The following is a 16,559-nucleotide window of genomic DNA, read 5'->3' on the forward strand; positions in this document are numbered from 1 at the left end:
TATACTAAATCAGCATTTTTTATATTAAACTTCTATCGAATTCATTTCTAAAACAATTTGATTAATTAAATCAGCCGCTTCTAACTTTCGGATTTGAGCGACATTTGAACCTGCCCAAAATGCACCATATCCCAAATTACCATGTTCGCTTGCCACGCTATGAAGTTGCTTAGCTAAATCATACGTATATGGATATACAGGGACTGTTAATCGATGTGGTGTATCTATATTAATATGCCAATGATTAATCAGACCACGTGCTGGACGACCTGAAATACTTGAGGTTATTTGCGTGATTGATTGATTGAATAGTGCTTGGCGATAAGTTTCATGTGCATTTGATGTTTTACATTGAACAAAGGCAGTTCCAAGTTGTACCGCATTTGCACCTAATTTAAGCATATGTTTGGCTTGTTGACCATTCATAATACCTCCCGCCGCAACAACGGGAATATAACAGTGTGATTGAATAAGTTGAACTAAATCTGTTGTTTTTATTGCAGCATCAAATTGCTCATTGAAAATTCCTCGGTGTCCACCTGCTTCAATACCTTGAGCAATGATAATATCAATACCTGCTGCTTCAATTGCTTTAGCTTCAGCTAAATTAGTCGCTGAAACCATGGTTAAAATTCCTGCATTTTTAAGTGCTTGAATTTGATGAGTATGTGGAATCCCAAAATGAAAGCTAACAGCTTTTGGGCGAGTTTCTAAGACTAGATTTAAGAAGTCATCATTATCTTTGAAACTTGGATAAATACAATTAAGTTTTTTAGGCGGAGTTTTCCCGAATTTTTGAAATACCTTTGAAAATTGCTCAACCCATGCAGTTGCAATTGTTTCGTCTATATTTTGGCTTTGATGACAAAAGAAATTAACTTGAAATGAGTTTTGAGTTAATGCTTTTGTTTGCAATATTTGTTTTCGTGCTGCATTAACAGAACTGGCTCCTAAACCCAAAGCACCTAATCCTCCTTGATTTGAAACTTCAGCTGCAAGTTCAGGAGTCGAAACGCCTGCCATAGGCGCAAGGAAAATTGGGTGTTGAATTTCTAGTTCTGTTAATAGACTCATTTTGATACTCCCTTCATGATATGAACACTTTGCCTAAGGCTGTCAAATATGGCAAATAATATTCATTATTTTTATTTTAAATATAGAAAGAAAAGTCTTTATTCATAAAATTATAAACGCTGACAGTTTTTGATTATTTCGGGCATAATAATCCATATTGCTTAATATTTGAGAGTTAGATTAGATGATGAAGCCGTTAATTTGGACGACTTTAATGCTCAGTATGCTATTGGTAGGTTGTACAAAAGATGAGAAGCCAAGAGCTCAAATTGATGTTACAGCCTATCAGGTAAAAGATATTGATCAATTACAACAACGTTTCGATCAATTAAATGAAAAATTAGCTGTAGATTTTAAGCAATTTAAGCAGATGGAAAGTATTGCATTTGCACATCAATATCCATTGGATACAACCGATTTAAAAACTTTAAACATGCATTTGGTTGCAAGTACATCACTGAAGCCTACAAAGATTGCATATTGTGATCTGATGAATGGTTATTTCATCGAAATGTATCGTTTAGGGCATGCGAATTTGAATTTAGTTAAAGGATTAAAATTACCAAATGCTGAAAATGAAAATTTAGAACAGAATTTTGTATCTGTTGATCAGTTTTATGATTTTATTTTAAATAGATACACAACATATCGCCAAGTTCAGCAAGTAATGGGTTATGGATGTAATTTAAAAGGTGCTTTAAATCAATAATGATTTTAATTTTACAAAAAAGCCCAGATGAACTGGGCTTTTTTTATTAACAACCAGTTAGTTTTTCAGGTTGTGGTTTTTCATTTGGAAAGAAAATAGGACGAAGTTTTACGCCAACACCATTACCAATAAATGCAAAAATGAGCCATAACCAACCGTGTAAGCTACCAGATGCAATACCACTAAAATAAGCGCCAATATTGCAACCATAAGCTAAACGAGCACCATAACCGAGTAATAACCCACCTAGAATTGCTGCAAGTAATGAGCGTTTAGGTATATTTAGGTTTGGTGCAAATTTTCCAGCTAAGCTTGCAGCAAGTAATGCACCAATCATAATACCAAAATTCATTATTGAGGTAATATCAAACCATAATGATTCACTTAAAGCTTTTGCATTACCAGGTTGTTGCCAATATGCCCACGAAGCAACATCTACACCAACAAAACTTGCAGACTTCGCAGCCCAAACAGCAAGTGCGGAAGTCACACCCCAAGGACGACCAGCAAGTGCTAAAGTTGCAAAGTTCAGTAAAGTCAAAATAATACCACCCCAAACTAAAGGCCATGGACCTTGAAGAAAGCGTTTCCAACCTTGAACTTGGTTTTGGGGTTCTTGTTCTAAACTACCATGACGTTTCTTTTCAAACATAATGGTTATAAAGGCAATCACAGCAAATAAAATGAAGTTAACAATTAGAGCAGGTAATACTCCTAATTCATTGACTAATGAAATGGGTGCTAAATGAGGAAGATTAAACCACCAGTCAATATGAGAAGTTGCTATTAAAGAACCTAAACAAAAGAAAATTAATGTAAAGATCATACGTGAGCTACCACCGCCCACCGTATAAAGTGTTCCAGAGGCACAACCACCGCCTAATTGCATACCAATACCAAAAATAAAGGAACCAATCATGACAGACATAGAAACAGGGCTAATATTTCCTTTTACAGGATTACCAAAAAGTTCGCCTGAACCAAGCGCAGGGAAGAAGAGTAGTACTGCTAATGCAAGCATAATCATTTGGGCACGTAAACCACGACCACGACGTTCTTTAATAAAAACACGCCAGCTAGAGGTAAAGCCAAATGAAGCATGATATAGCGTCATACCTAAAGCACCACCAATAACAAAAAGTAGTGCTTGATTTAAACCCACGTAGTAATAAGCACCAATAGTGCCAAGTACTAACAATATAAAAGCAACACCAATCGATCCATTAGAACGATGGTGAGAAGGAGATATAACGGTCATAAGTATAAAAAAGAGGAAATTTATATAAATTTTATAGCATTTGTAAGAATAAGTTAATTTTTTGATCAGTTTGAAAAGTGATCAAAAATGCTCAAAAATACAACTTTTTGTGTAAAAAAATAAAAAATAAAAGTATTAGAAAAAAATCTAATATATTTTAAGAATAACTATATACTTAATAAGTATTAAATGGTATTTTTTATATGAATTATTTAATAATTTATTCAGCTAAGTATTTGAAATACAATAATTAGACTTTAGTTTGTTATTTTGTATTTGGTTTGTTTATTAGCTATATTTGTATTATTCATATAAAAAACTATATGTATATATATTAGACTTTTTTGAAATTGAGTGTTTATTTTTTAGCCTTTTCGTGCAGGGTGATGTAATTCATATACGACTAATTGATAATATAAAAGCTTGCCATATCATTTTTATTTTCATTAAAATTGGCGCCTTTGAAATTGCATCATTATTTTGCACCATTTATTTTTGTGATGATTGGCTTATAAATTTGAATGCTTATTCCCTTTTTACTTGACTGCAGAGGCCTCTTGCATGGATATTCATGTTGATGAGCATGCTCAACCTCCCAAAAAACAAAAGTTTTATCAAATTTTATATATTCAAGTAATTTTTGCCATTATTTTAGGTATTTTACTTGGCCATTTTTATCCTGCGTATGGTGAAAGTTTAAAACCACTTGGTGTCGCTTTCATTAACCTTGTGAAAATGATTATTGCGCCTGTTATTTTCCTCACAGTATCTACGGGTATTGCGGGTATGACTAACATGGGGTCTGTAGGTCGTGTAACTGGTAAAGCAATGCTTTACTTTATTACCTTCTCTACGCTTGCACTAATTATAGGTATGGTTGTTGCCAATATTATTCAACCTGGTAAAGGTTTAAATATTGATCCAGCAACACTGCATGGTGATAAGGTTGCAACATATGTAGAAAAAGCACATGAAGCTTCATTGGTTGATTTCTTCATGAATATTATCCCTAAGACTTTGGTTAGTCCATTGGTTGGTGGTGAAATTCTACAAGTGCTTTTCGTTGCAGTATTATTTGGTTTGGCACTTGCAAGTGTAGGTGAAAAAGGTAAGCCAATTACTGAATTACTTAACAATTTAACAACTCCAGTATTTAAACTTGTGGGTATGTTAATGAAATTTGCTCCATTGGGTGCTTTCGGTGCGATGGCATTTACAATTGGTGCTTACGGTATTTCAAGTATCGGTAACTTGATGTTGCTTATTGCGACCTTCTACATCACGTCATTGCTCTTTGTTTTGATTATTTTAGGTGCAGTAGCAAGATACAATGGTTTCTCTATTATTGACTTAATTCGCTATATTAAAGATGAATTATGGTTGGTATTAGGTACAAGCTCTTCTGAAGCGGCTTTACCAGGTCTTATGGACAAAATGGAAAAAGCTGGCTGTGAAAAATCAGTAGTTGGTCTTGTTATTCCAACAGGTTATTCATTTAACTTAGATGGTACGAACATTTACATGACAATGGCTGCATTATTTATTGCACAAGCATGTAATATTGATCTTTCTATTGGCGAACAGATTTCATTGTTATTAGTTGCAATGATTAGTTCTAAAGGTGCTGCTGGTGTAACTGGCGCAGGCTTTATTACACTTGCTGCAACATTGTCTGTTGTTCCTGCAGTTCCTGTTGCAGGTATGGCGCTTATCTTAGGTATTGACCGTTTTATGTCAGAATGCCGTGCATTAACTAACTTGGTTGGTAATGCATGTGCAACAATTGTTGTTGCGCGTTGGGATAAAGCTTTAGACAAAGAACAACTTGATGCAACATTGAAAAAGCATTAATTTGTAAAATGTAAAACAGCTCCTTTATGGGGCTGTTTTTTTTATGTGTGAAATATTTAAATCAAAGGAATTTTAAAAATACTGGTTTAAGCTGTCTTTTAATAGGGATTTTATATACAGGTAGCTCTAGATATAAGAATAGAAAAAAGCATATGATTGATGTATAGCTTAATTTGAGTGTATGGTTAATGAGTTTAAAGAAAGGTATTTATCAGCATTATAAAGGCAATTTATATCAAGTTTTTCATGTGGCTACGCATAGTGAAACTCAAGAGAAACTTGTCGTTTATCAATGTTTATATGGTGATTATTCAATGTGGGTTAGACCACTAGAAATGTTCCAAGAAAAAATTATATTAGATGGTGTAAGTGTTGAGCGGTTTAAGTTGGTTCAAGAAACTGAATAAATAATGAAATAAAGAAAACAAGGATGTTATAAATGAATAAAGAATTAGAATTAAATTTTTTATCAAAAATTGAAAATTTATATCAACAATTTAAACAGCATGATGCTGAGAAAACAGATCGTTTAGAGCGATATAGAAATATTGAGCCTGAATCTGCACAATTACTTAATATTTTAATTTGTGCGCAACAAGCAAAAAATATTTTAGAGATAGGAACATCTACAGGGTATTCGACTTTATGGCTTGCAAATGCCGCTAAATCGACACAGGGGCGTGTTACGACATTAGAGATAGATTCAGCAAGGGTATGCCTTGCGCAACAGCATGCGCGTGATTTCTTATTGGATGATGTTATTGATTTTAACGTTACAGACGCACTAGAATACTTAAAGAATACGACAGCACAATTTGACTTTATCTTATTAGATGCAGAGCGTGATGCTTATTGTGAATATTGGAATTATTTACCCAATCTATTAAAAGAAAAAGGAAGTTTGTTGGTGGTGGATAATGTCATTTCACATCAACATGAAGTGAAAGATTTTATAGAGATAGTCGGTGCAGATCGTAGATTTATAACGACTACTTTGCCAGTCGGTGCAGGGCTATTTTTAGTTACACCATTTTAAGTTGAAGACTAGTTGATATTAAAATGCCATCTTTAATCTAAGATGGCGTGATGATTATTGAATTGAGATACGTGTAAATTGAAGATTGTATTCTAAGTATTTTTCAATAAAAGTTCGCTTGTCTAAAGCACGCGATAAGCTATTGAAAATAAATTCTGGAACAGGGTGAAATAAGTCGGCAGTACCGTCAGTGTAGAAAATTTTTAAATGTTTAGATGTTGCACTGTATTTCCAAGATTTCACAACAATAGTTTTTAGCATATATTGATCACCTCTCTCATTGTATTTGTGCATTGTTATACAGTTAAATTAAGTTATTCATTGAGTTGAAATATAGTGTTTATTTGTAAATATATTAAAGTATCGAAAGCGAAATATTTTTAGATTATTTTTTCTTTAGAAATAAAAAACCACGCAAAAGCGTGGTTTTTTTAGTTTGATCTAATTAAAAATTAGATTTTACCAACTAAGTCGATTGAAGGAGCAAGAGTTGCGTCGCCTTCTTTCCATTTAGCAGGGCAAACTTCGCCTGGGTGAGCGTGAACGTATTGAGCTGCTTTAACTTTACGAAGAAGTTCTTGAGCATCACGACCAATACCACCAGCGTTGATTTCAACGATTTGGATTTTGCCTTCAGGATCGATAACGAAAGTACCACGATCAGCAAGACCAGCAGCTTCGATTAATACTTCGAAGTTTTTAGAAAGAGTCCAAGTTGGATCGCCAATTAATGGGTATTGGATTTTACCAATTACGTCAGAAGTGTCGTGCCAAGCTTTATGAGTGAAGTGAGTGTCAGTAGAAACACCATAGATTTCAACGCCTAATTTTTGGAATTCAGCGTAGTTGTCAGCAAGGTCACCAAGTTCAGTTGGGCAAACGAAAGTGAAGTCAGCTGGGTAGAAGAATACTACTGACCATTTACCTTTAAAGTTAGCTTCAGAAACTTCAACGAATTGACCGTTGTGATATGCAGTTGCTTGGAATGGTTTAACTTCAGTATTAATTAAGCTCATCATTGTCTCCATGATTGAGGTTGTATTTAATTTCTATCCTAATAGATTAACGAATTCTATGATGTTGCTAAAATGGTATTTTTACATTAGTAAAATCGGAAAAACCGAACTAAACACCATTTAGGAACAATTTACTTCTTTCACAATACAAAATTTCATTAGTATTGAGCTAAAAGTTGAATATTTAACGTTTACCCTACGAACAAGATGAAGTCGTATGATATAAAATTCAAGGGAAAATTTTAAAAAAGCAGTAAATTAACAAAAATTGGCTTCTTTCTCTTCTGTGGAGAACAGCGTAAAATACGCTTTTGTTGTTTTTAGGGATTTTATTCTGTGCTGAGTCATTTAAATGTAGATCAACTCGTTTTGGCGCGTGACCGTCATCGTTTAAATCGACTACGTAAAGGAAAAGAGGCAAATGAACAGCAGTATCAGGAGCTTTTTGAAAAGTCGAATGAAAAAGTAAAAGCGCGGTTTTCTCGTATCCCTAATATTAAGCTGAATCAAGATTTACCTGTTACTCAATATGCAGATAAACTAATTGAGGCGATTGAAAAGCATCAAGTCATTATTGTTGCGGGTGAAACAGGTTCTGGTAAAACAACGCAGTTACCTCAAATTGCTATGTTGGCAGGTCGTGGTTTAACTGGCTTAATTGGTCATACTCAGCCTCGTCGTTTAGCTGCACGAAGTGTGTCGCAGCGTATTGCAGAAGAAGTTGGTGAAAAACTTGGGGAATCAATTTCTTTTAAAGTTCGTTTTAATGAACAAGGTTCACAAGATTCAATTGTCCGTTTAATGACGGATGGTATTTTATTAGCAGAATTAGTGAATGATCGCTTTTTAACAAAATACGATACGATAATTATTGATGAGGCACATGAGCGATCATTAAATATTGATTTCATCATGGGCTATTTAAAACAGCTATTGCCTCGTCGTAAAGATTTAAAAGTCATCATTACTTCAGCAACCTTAGACGTAAACCGTTTTTCAAATTATTTTAATGGTGCGCCTATTTTTGAAGTTGAAGGGCGTAGTTATCCTGTGGAGTTACGTTATCGTCCAATTTCAGAAATGAATATTGGTGGTAGTGATGATGATGAATTTGATGATTTTGAAGAAAATCTTCCACGAGCAGTTGTATCTGCTGTAGAGGAATGTTTACAAGATGCGCAGGAAAAAGGGCATCCTGAACATGCGGATATTCTTATTTTTGCGAGTACAGAACAAGAAATTAGAGAATTACAAGAAACATTAATTAAACATGGTCCTAAACATACAGAAGTTTTACCACTGTATGCACGTTTAGCTTTAGCAGAACAGCAGAAAATTTTTAATCCATCTGGTAGTGGGCGACGCATTATTATTGCGACAAACGTTGCAGAAACGGCATTGACTGTGCCGAATATTCGTTATGTGATTGATAGTGGTTTTGCACGTATTTCACGTTATAACTATCGTTCTCGTGTACAGCGTTTACCTATTGAAGCGGTATCGCAAGCAGCGGCAAATCAGCGTAAAGGTCGTTGTGGTCGTATTGCACCAGGTGTATGTATTCGTTTGTATTCGGAGGAGGATTTTTTAAGTCGTCCTGAGTTTACAGAACCTGAGATTAAAAGAACGAATTTAGCTTCTGTCATTCTACAAATGCAAAGTTTAGGTTTAGGTACATTAGAAGATTTTGATTTTATTGAACCACCTGACCATCGCTTAGTAAATGATGGTCGTAAGCTTCTTATTGAGCTTGGGGCAATGGTTGAGAAGAGAAATCAACCTACGCCTGTTGATGAAATGAATAATCCACCTAAATCTTCCTTGGTTAAAGGAGGATTTCAAGGCAAGGCAGATTCCCTCACCAAAATTGGTCAACAAATGGCAAAAATGCCAATTGACCCACGTCTTGCACGTATGATTTTAGGTGGAGCACATTTTGGTGTTTTGAATGAAATTTTGGTGATAGTCGCTGCACTTGCTGTACAAGATCCTCGTGAACGTCCTGCTGATAAGCAAATGCAAGCGGATCAAAAGCATGCATTATTCCGAGAAGCAGATTCAGACTTTTTATTTTATTTGAAATTATGGGAAACCTTACACGAAAATCGTGAAGGTGGAATGAGTGAAAATAAACGTCGTACTTTTGCACGCCAGCATTTTTTAAGTTGGTTACGTTTGCGTGAATGGAAAAAAACACATGAACAATTGGTTGATTTAGCACAGGGATTAAAGCTGTCTTTTAATACCAAGAAAGCGAGCTATGAAAATCTACATCGTGCTTTATTGACGGGTCTTTTATCTTTTATTGCCAATAAGACCGATGAACGTAATGTTTTTATGGCAGTACGTCAGCAAAAGGCACGTGTGTTTCCAGCATCGACTTTACATAAGACCAATACACCTTGGGTGATGGCTTTTGAAATGGTGGAAACATCTCAGGTTTATTTACGTACACTTGCGAAAATTGAACCGGAATGGATTTTATTGGCAGCAGGAAATTTACTAAAACATCATTATTTTGAACCACATTGGTCGAAAAAAGCGGGTGTGGTAAATGCTTATGATCAAATTTCATTGTTTGGTCTAATTGTTGAGCCTAAGCGTCAAATTAATTATGAAAAAGTAGATCAGCTTGCAGCACATGAAATTTTCTTAAGAGATGCTTTAACTACGGGTAATTTAGGTATTACACCACCATTTTTAAAGCATAATTTACTTAAATTAGAAGAAGTAGAACGTGTTGAGGATAAATTACGTCGTCGTGATTTAGTGGTTGATGAAGAAACGATTTATCAGTTTTATGCTTCTAAAGTTCCTGAAGATGTTGCAAGTCGCCGTAGTTTTGAAGATTGGCGCGCAACGGTAGAACCAAAAGACCCAAGATGTTTATTCATTGAGGATGATGCTTTATGGTTAGATGATCGTCCGACGACTCAGTTATTCCCTGATTATTTACGTAACGGTGAGTTGCGATTAGCAGCATCTTATCGATTTGATCCAAGTCATGATGAAGATGGTGCAACAGTTAAAATTCCTGTGCAGGCATTAGCTCAGGTTGATGAAAATATTTGGTCTTGGGGAATTCCTGGATGGCGTCAAGAATTAATTGAGGCATTACTCAAAAGCTTACCAAAAGATAAACGTCGTCATTTTGTTCCAATTCCTGATACAGCAAAGAAACTTGTGAAAAATATTGATGCTCAACATTTACAAGCACATATTTTAAGTTATTTGGCTTATCAATTACGTGGTGATCAAATTACAGAAAAAGATTTTTCTTTTGATCGAATTGAACAATATTTGATTCCACTGATTAAAGTGAGTGATGAAAAAGGTCGAATTATTGAGCAAGGTCGAAATTTATCTGAGTTAAAAGCACGTTGTCGTACAGAAACACATAGTCCTGTAAAACAATTGAAGGGTGAGTTTAAAACATTCCCTGATAACTTTGTGTTTGAAGCATCACAAAAGGTGACTGGTGTTATTGTTAAGCAATATCAGGCATTAGTTCCTTCTAAGAAATTTGTAGATTTAGAGCAAAAAGATGAATCTGGTGTTGTAATTCAAACCTTTAATGATCAGGTTGAAGCAGTTAAGCAGCATCGTGAAGGCATTATTCGTTTGGTGCATATGCAGCTTGGAGATTTGGTTCGTCAGTTGAAAAAACAGATTTCTAAACCATTGGCTTTGGCTTATTCACCACTTGGAGATAAAGCAAAGCTAGAGCAAATGTTAGTTTATGCCACATTACAAATGGCAATTACTGAACTTCCTGTGAATGCTGAAGAGTTTCAAGTACTTGTGGAAAATGTAAGAAAATCTTTCTTAACTCATGGTCAGAAAGCATTACAAAATTTAAGTGAAATTTTTATTCAATGGCAAGAAATACGTCGAAAGTTATTGGTTTTAGACGATTCTATCTTTGGCGTAAGTATGGATGATATTGAAGATCAGCTTGATTTAATGAGCTTATCTGACTTTGTTTATGTGAAACCAATTGATGTTTGGTTAGAGTTTTCACGTTATTTAAAGGCATTAATTTTACGTTTAGACCGACTTCCAAATAATTTACAAAGGGATACTTCTGCCATTGATCAAGTAGACCCATGGATGGAAAAATTATTTAAGTTCAAAAATGATGATCGCCTTAAAGAATTATATTTCATGGTTGAGGAGTTACGGATCTCTTTATTTTCACAACCAATGAAAACAAAGATGCCAATTTCACCAACCCGTTTGCAAAAACTATGGGAAAAACTTGGAATAAGTTAATATATGGCTAATCGAAATAGGAGTTTTACATGAGCATCCGTATTACTGGTACTGGTTTGTACCATCCAGAAGACGTTATTAGCAATGAAGAGTTAGTCGAAAGTTTAAATGCTTATGTGGAACGTTTTAATCTCGAAAATGCGGAAAAAATCGCTGCTGGCGAATTAGAAGCACTTCGTGGTTCAAGCGCAGAATTTATTGAAAAAGCGTCTGGCGTGAAGCGTCGCTATGTTGCAGAAAAAACAGGGATCTTAGATATTGATCGTTTACGTCCAAAATTACGTGAGCGTTCAAACGATGAATTGTCGATTCAAGCAGAATGGGGTGTAATTGCAGCAAAACAAGCGATGGAAAATGCGGGTGTTACTGCTGAAGATATCGATGTTGTAATTTTATCTTGTTCAAACTTACAACGTGCATATCCAGCTGTTGCAATTGAAATTCAAACAGCTTTGGGTATTCAAGGCTATGCATATGACATGAATGTAGCTTGTTCAGCAGCAACATTTGGTATTAAGCAAGCGTATGATGCAATTAAAGCTGGTGCACGCCGTGTATTGCTTGTGAATGTTGAAGTTACTTCTGGTCACACAGATTTCCGTTCACGTGATTGTCACTTTATTTTTGGTGATGTTGCAACAGCATCAATTATTGAAGATACGACAACGAAAACAGGTTTTGAAGTTTTAGATATTAATTTATTTACACAATTTTCAAATAATATTCGTAACAACTTTGGCTTCCTAAATATGAGCGAAGTTGATGCAGATATTGATAATAATCGTTTCCGTCAGGATGGGCGTAAAGTATTTAAAGAAGTTTGCCCACTTGTTGCAAAAATGATTACGAAACAATTGCAAAAGAATGAAATTGACCCTGCAAATGTGAAGCGCTACTGGTTACACCAAGCAAATGCAAGCATGAATGAATTGATTCTAAAATTGGTTGTAGGTAAAGAAAATGCTCAACCTGATTTAGTGCCAATTATTTTAGATGAATTTGCAAATACATCATCTGCAGGTGTAATGATTGCATTGCATCGTACTGCACATGAAGTGAATGATGGTGAGTATGGCGTACTATGCTCATTTGGTGCAGGTTATTCAGTAGGTTCAATTTTGGTTCAGAAGAAAGTTGTTTAAGCTGAATTAAAATAATTGAAGCCTCATAAAAGTGATTGAATTTATTCAGTCACTTTTTTTGTTTTAGGATTAAATTTTATTAAAATTTAGCCAAAAACGTGCAGTTTATTTCGGTCACACAAATTTTTTATATTTAAATTAGAAAAACAATGCTTAAAACTTTATGAATAATAAGCCATAGGTTAAGATTAGGCATCTTTTTATAAAATTAATATGAAGCACTATGCAACCATTTGTTCTATATAATTCAGAGCAACGTAAAAAAGTTGAATTTGTTCCACGTAAAGAAGGGCATATTGATATGTATGTCTGTGGTATGACGGTTTATGATTATTGTCATATTGGGCATGCACGTGTAATGGTTGCATTTGACTATATTATTCGTTTTTTACGTAGCCAAGGTTGGAATGTTAAATACGTTCGAAATATTACAGATATTGACGACAAAATTATTAAACGTGCCAATGAAAATGGTGAAAGCATTACAGCATTGACTGATCGCTTTATTCAAGCAATGAATGAAGATGCTGAAAATTTAGGGTGTTTAGCACCTGATGAAGCACCTCGTGCAACAGAATATATTGATCAAATGCAAAGTATGATTGGTACTTTAGTGAATAACGGTACTGCATATCCAGCAAATAATGGTGATGTTTACTTCCAAGTTGATAAATTTGCAAAATATGGTCGTTTATCTGGTCGTAAATTGGAAGATATGCAAGCAGGTGCATCTGAGCGTGTAGATGTAGAAGTTGAAAAGAAACATCCATTTGACTTTGTGCTTTGGAAGCATGCTAAAGAAAATGAACCTTCTTGGGCTTCACCTTGGGGCAATGGTCGTCCGGGTTGGCATATTGAATGTTCTGCAATGTCAACGTGCTGCTTAGGTAATCATTTTGATATTCACGGTGGTGGCTCGGATTTAACATTCCCGCACCATGAAAATGAAATTGCACAATCTGAAGCATCAACAGGCGAACAATATGTAAATTATTGGATGCATGTGGGCTTTATTAATGTCGATGGTGAGAAAATGTCTAAGTCATTAGGCAACTTCTTTACTATTCGTGATGTGATGGATAAATTCCATCCTGAAGTGATTCGCTATTTCATTGTGTCATCACATTATCGTAGCCCAGTGAATTTCTCTGATGTTGCATTGAAAGAAGCTAAATCGGCTTTATCTCGTTTCTATCACTCATTTAAGGCATATCAAGCCATTTATGGTGAAAAGCTTGTTGAAACTTTAGATGATGCATTTGTAGAACGTTTTAATGCTGCAATGCGTGATGATTTCAATACATCTGAAGCAATTGCTGTATTGTTTGAAGTGAATAAAGCATTAAATAGTGCAGTAAAAGAAGAGAAAGCAGAGCAAGCTGAAGTTTATTATGCAACGCTTCGTCATCTAACAAACATTCTAGGCTTAGTTCAATACAATGTAGATGAATTCTTAAAGTCTGATATTGGTCAAGAAGCTTTAGGTTTAACACCTGAACAAATTGAAGATTTAATTCAACAGCGTAAAGATGCAAAGAAAGCGAAAGAATTTGGACGTGCCGATGAAATTCGCCAATCTTTATTAGATCAAGGTGTAGTTTTAGAAGATACACGTCAAGGTACTGTTTGGCGTCGTGCTGATTAATTCGCCATTTGGAAGTGAATCATATTGACAGTTAAAATAAAGTCTCTATAATTCACTTCCATATTGCGGGAATAGCTCAGTTGGTAGAGCACAACCTTGCCAAGGTTGGGGTCGCGAGTTCGAGTCTCGTTTCCCGCTCCAAAATTCAAAAAAGCCTAAATCATTTGATTTAGGCTTTTTTATTGTTTGAAGTTAATGAATTGTATTTAAGATCGGTTGGTGATCTTTATTATGCGTTGTACGTGAAGTGTAATCTAAACCAAGTGTTGAGCTTGTGTATGTCCGAATATGGTCGAGTAGAATAGGGTCTTTACTGAGTTCTTGCTGATATGATGGTACGATTTTTTTAATTTTATGATTCCAAGTAGAAGAAACTTGTTTTGGGAAAACTTGCTCTAACAGCGTTAACATAATATAGGATGATGTTGATGCACCAGGGGATGCACCTAATAATGCAGTAAGTGTGCCATCAGGTGAGGCAAAAATTTCAGTACCAAATTTAAGTACAGCAGGTTGGTCGGAATCTTTTTTTATAATTTGAACGCGTTGACCACCTTGGCTTAAGTTCCAGTCTTTTGATTTTGCTTCTGGATAATATTTTCGGAGTTCTTTTAATTGTTCTTGTTTAGACATCATCACTTGATCTATTAAATATTGAACAAGATCTAAATTTTTAAAGCCAACACTTAACATTGGAATAATATTGTTTTGATGAGTTGCCATAAGTAAGTCAGATTGTGAGCCATGTTTAAGAAACTTATTTGAATAGGTTGCAAATGGACCAAAAAGTACATATTTTTTGCCATCAATATAGCGCGTATCAATATGAGGAACGGACATAGGGGGAGCCCCTAGCTCTGCTCGACCATAAACTTTAGCTGTGTGTTGTGCTGTAATGGTTGGGTTATCTGTGATCAGAAATGTTCCACCAATAGGAAATCCAGCATATTGTTTTGCTTCTTTTAGTCCAGTGTATTGGAGTAGTTTGATGGTTGCTCCACCTGCACCAATGAAGACATATTTTGTTCGAATATATCCCTTTTGATTATTTTTTAAATTGAGATAAGAAATTGTCCATGTTTTATCATTGTTTTGGCTAATACCTGTCACTTCTGTGGAGGTGTTTAGGTGGAAGTTTGGATTAGTAGTAAGATGCTGAATCAATTGTTTGGTGATTTCTCCATAATTAATGTCGGAACCAACATCCATATGCGTTGCAGCAACTTTTTCTTTTAAATTGCGACCATGCATAATAAGTGGAGCCCATTTTTCAATTTCTATTGGATTTTCTGTATATTTCATTCCATAAAATAAAGGGTTTTGAGTCATGGATGCATAGCGTTTTTTTAGAAAATCAACATTTTGCTTACCCCAAACAAAAGCAACATGGGGAACAGGATGAATAAAAGATTTGGGATTGTGAAGAATATGGTGTTTTACTTGGTAAGCCCAGAACTGTTTTGACACTTCAAATTGTTCGGCTGTAGTTACGGCTTTCTGAATATTAATTTGATTATTTTTTTCGGGGGTGTAATTCATTTCCATAAAGCCAGAATGTCCAGTTCCAGCATTATTGAGTCCTTTGGAGCTTTCCTCAGCCACTTGATCTAGACGTTCAAACATTTGAACTTTCCAATTTGGTTCAAGCTCATAGAGGTAAGTACCTAATGTTGCGCTCATAATACCTCCACCAATGAGTACAACATCAATTGTGGGAGTATTCTTTTGTTGTGTGATATTAATTGAGGAAGCAATTGGGCGAAATAGAAAAATGTATCCCAAAAGAATGCTTATACATAGAGAGATTAGTACCCATTTAAAGACTTTTTTCATTTTAATTATGTCTCAGTGTGGTGGTGTATTTGATTATTATGTTTAAAAAACACCCAGACAATAATATCTATGTAAGCTTCTGTTGATCTACTGTTGAAAATAAGAGAGCTATTTTTGTTTTATTTTTTAGAGCAAAAATGTGGTGAGTATTTTAAATTTATGTTTTTTAACGACCTGTACCAATCAGTAGTGATAAAATACCAGCAGCAATCAATGGACCTACAGGTACACCTCGTAACACAGCAACTCCAGCAACTGTGCCTATGAGTAAGCCTGCAACAATGTTAGGTTGATTTGACATCAGCTGTACGCCACGTCCACCAAGCCAAGCCACAAATAAGCCAATCGCAATCGCACACAAAGATTTCCAATGTAGAAAAGATTTTAAAATTTCATCGCCATGAAGCTTTCCGCTGGCAATGGGTGTTAATACTCCTATAGTAAGAATAATAATACCGATATTTAGACCATGTTGCTGTAGCAGTGGGAAGAACATGCTAAGTGGTGTGATTTTAAAAACAATAAGTACACCAGCAGCAATGGTGACAGCTGAATTGTGACTGAATATACCGCAAGCAAGAAGTACTAAAAGAACAAAAAGATTGAGATCAAGTTGAGACATGTAAACTTTCAAATTGTGAAAAAGGAAATATTGTAACCTTTTCAAGCTGTGAATGTGCGAGTTGAAATGGTTTATATATATAAGATCTTAGATTTTGTATA

General features: G+C 35.0%; 13 protein-coding genes and 1 tRNA gene. 8 read left to right on the forward strand and 6 right to left on the reverse strand.

The window, feature by feature from the left end:
• Positions 1–24 precede the first annotated feature (24 nt).
• On the reverse strand, positions 25–1,074 hold the full coding sequence (locus AOY20_RS10685; protein WP_054581846.1) for an NAD(P)H-dependent flavin oxidoreductase: 1,050 nt from the start codon (positions 1,072–1,074) through the stop codon (positions 25–27).
• Positions 1,075–1,297: 223 nt separating this feature from the next.
• Between AOY20_RS10685 and AOY20_RS10690 the strand changes: the two genes are divergently transcribed.
• Positions 1,298–1,783, forward strand: coding sequence for a hypothetical protein (locus AOY20_RS10690; protein WP_417855912.1), 486 nt, complete (start codon positions 1,298–1,300; stop codon positions 1,781–1,783).
• 46 nt (positions 1,784–1,829) lie between these two features.
• Here AOY20_RS10690 and AOY20_RS10695 read toward each other — a convergent pair whose 3' ends face one another.
• Complete coding sequence (locus tag AOY20_RS10695) at positions 1,830–3,041, reverse strand: YeeE/YedE family protein (RefSeq protein ID WP_054581847.1); 1,212 nt, start codon at positions 3,039–3,041, stop codon at positions 1,830–1,832.
• A 561-nt stretch (positions 3,042–3,602) separates the two neighbouring features.
• Between AOY20_RS10695 and AOY20_RS10700 the strand changes: the two genes are divergently transcribed.
• The 3 genes from AOY20_RS10700 to AOY20_RS10710 all read left to right on the forward strand — a co-directional run bounded on the left by AOY20_RS10700 (position 3,603) and on the right by AOY20_RS10710 (position 5,928).
• Complete coding sequence (locus AOY20_RS10700; RefSeq protein ID WP_054581848.1) at positions 3,603–4,892, forward strand: dicarboxylate/amino acid:cation symporter; 1,290 nt, start codon at positions 3,603–3,605, stop codon at positions 4,890–4,892.
• A 188-nt stretch (positions 4,893–5,080) separates the two neighbouring features.
• Complete coding sequence (locus AOY20_RS10705) at positions 5,081–5,299, forward strand: DUF1653 domain-containing protein (RefSeq protein WP_054581849.1); 219 nt, start codon at positions 5,081–5,083, stop codon at positions 5,297–5,299.
• 32 nt (positions 5,300–5,331) lie between these two features.
• A complete protein-coding gene (locus AOY20_RS10710) occupies positions 5,332–5,928 on the forward strand; it encodes an O-methyltransferase (protein ID WP_054581850.1) in 597 nt (198 codons plus the stop codon).
• Positions 5,929–5,982: 54 nt separating this feature from the next.
• Here the strand turns inward: AOY20_RS10710 and AOY20_RS10715 are convergent, their stop codons facing one another.
• The gene (locus AOY20_RS10715) at positions 5,983–6,189 is read right to left on the reverse strand and encodes a KTSC domain-containing protein (RefSeq protein ID WP_054581851.1); all 207 of its coding nucleotides are present in this window, start codon (positions 6,187–6,189) and stop codon (positions 5,983–5,985) included.
• Positions 6,190–6,380: 191 nt separating this feature from the next.
• A complete protein-coding gene (gene ahpC, locus AOY20_RS10720) occupies positions 6,381–6,944 on the reverse strand; it encodes an alkyl hydroperoxide reductase subunit C (protein WP_054581852.1) in 564 nt (187 codons plus the stop codon).
• A gap of 336 nt (positions 6,945–7,280) precedes the next feature.
• On the opposite strand from ahpC, the gene hrpA reads away from it, so the two are divergent.
• From hrpA to AOY20_RS10740, 4 genes are all read left to right on the forward strand, one after another.
• On the forward strand, positions 7,281–11,216 hold the full coding sequence (gene hrpA / locus AOY20_RS10725; protein WP_054581853.1) for an ATP-dependent RNA helicase HrpA: 3,936 nt from the start codon (positions 7,281–7,283) through the stop codon (positions 11,214–11,216).
• Positions 11,217–11,245: 29 nt separating this feature from the next.
• Positions 11,246–12,358 (forward strand): beta-ketoacyl-ACP synthase III, encoded by a 1,113-nt coding sequence (locus AOY20_RS10730; protein WP_054581854.1) that lies wholly within the window; start codon positions 11,246–11,248, stop codon positions 12,356–12,358.
• Between the two features lie 223 nt (positions 12,359–12,581).
• The gene (gene cysS / locus AOY20_RS10735; RefSeq protein WP_054581855.1) at positions 12,582–14,003 is read left to right on the forward strand and encodes a cysteine--tRNA ligase; all 1,422 of its coding nucleotides are present in this window, start codon (positions 12,582–12,584) and stop codon (positions 14,001–14,003) included.
• A gap of 65 nt (positions 14,004–14,068) precedes the next feature.
• A tRNA-Gly gene (locus tag AOY20_RS10740) sits at positions 14,069–14,144 on the forward strand.
• A gap of 51 nt (positions 14,145–14,195) precedes the next feature.
• Here the strand turns inward: AOY20_RS10740 and mqo are convergent.
• Both mqo and AOY20_RS10750 read right to left on the reverse strand, forming a co-directional pair.
• Positions 14,196–15,836: a malate dehydrogenase (quinone) gene (gene mqo, locus AOY20_RS10745; protein ID WP_054581856.1), complete on the reverse strand. Its 1,641-nt coding sequence runs from the start codon at positions 15,834–15,836 to the stop codon at positions 14,196–14,198.
• Positions 15,837–16,002: 166 nt separating this feature from the next.
• The gene (locus AOY20_RS10750) at positions 16,003–16,458 is read right to left on the reverse strand and encodes a DUF441 domain-containing protein (protein ID WP_054581857.1); all 456 of its coding nucleotides are present in this window, start codon (positions 16,456–16,458) and stop codon (positions 16,003–16,005) included.
• Positions 16,459–16,559 lie beyond the last annotated feature (101 nt).

The sequence above is a fragment of the Acinetobacter equi genome, assembly GCF_001307195.1.
Taxonomy (GTDB): Bacteria; Pseudomonadota; Gammaproteobacteria; order Pseudomonadales; family Moraxellaceae; genus Acinetobacter; species Acinetobacter equi.

Coding starts and splice junctions, on each gene's coding strand:
- AOY20_RS10685 (WP_054581846.1), bottom strand. CDS start 1,074: ATGAGTCTATTAACAGAACTAGAAATTCAACACCCAATTTTCCTTGCG.
- ahpC (WP_054581852.1), bottom strand. CDS start 6,944: ATGAGCTTAATTAATACTGAAGTTAAACCATTCCAAGCAACTGCATAT.
- AOY20_RS10715 (WP_054581851.1), bottom strand. CDS start 6,189: ATGCTAAAAACTATTGTTGTGAAATCTTGGAAATACAGTGCAACATCT.
- AOY20_RS10750 (WP_054581857.1), bottom strand. CDS start 16,458: ATGTCTCAACTTGATCTCAATCTTTTTGTTCTTTTAGTACTTCTTGCT.
- AOY20_RS10730 (WP_054581854.1), top strand. CDS start 11,246: ATGAGCATCCGTATTACTGGTACTGGTTTGTACCATCCAGAAGACGTT.
- AOY20_RS10690 (WP_417855912.1), top strand. CDS start 1,298: ATGCTATTGGTAGGTTGTACAAAAGATGAGAAGCCAAGAGCTCAAATT.
- AOY20_RS10695 (WP_054581847.1), bottom strand. CDS start 3,041: ATGACCGTTATATCTCCTTCTCACCATCGTTCTAATGGATCGATTGGT.
- mqo (WP_054581856.1), bottom strand. CDS start 15,836: ATGAAAAAAGTCTTTAAATGGGTACTAATCTCTCTATGTATAAGCATT.
- AOY20_RS10710 (WP_054581850.1), top strand. CDS start 5,332: ATGAATAAAGAATTAGAATTAAATTTTTTATCAAAAATTGAAAATTTA.
- cysS (WP_054581855.1), top strand. CDS start 12,582: ATGCAACCATTTGTTCTATATAATTCAGAGCAACGTAAAAAAGTTGAA.
- AOY20_RS10700 (WP_054581848.1), top strand. CDS start 3,603: ATGGATATTCATGTTGATGAGCATGCTCAACCTCCCAAAAAACAAAAG.
- AOY20_RS10705 (WP_054581849.1), top strand. CDS start 5,081: ATGAGTTTAAAGAAAGGTATTTATCAGCATTATAAAGGCAATTTATAT.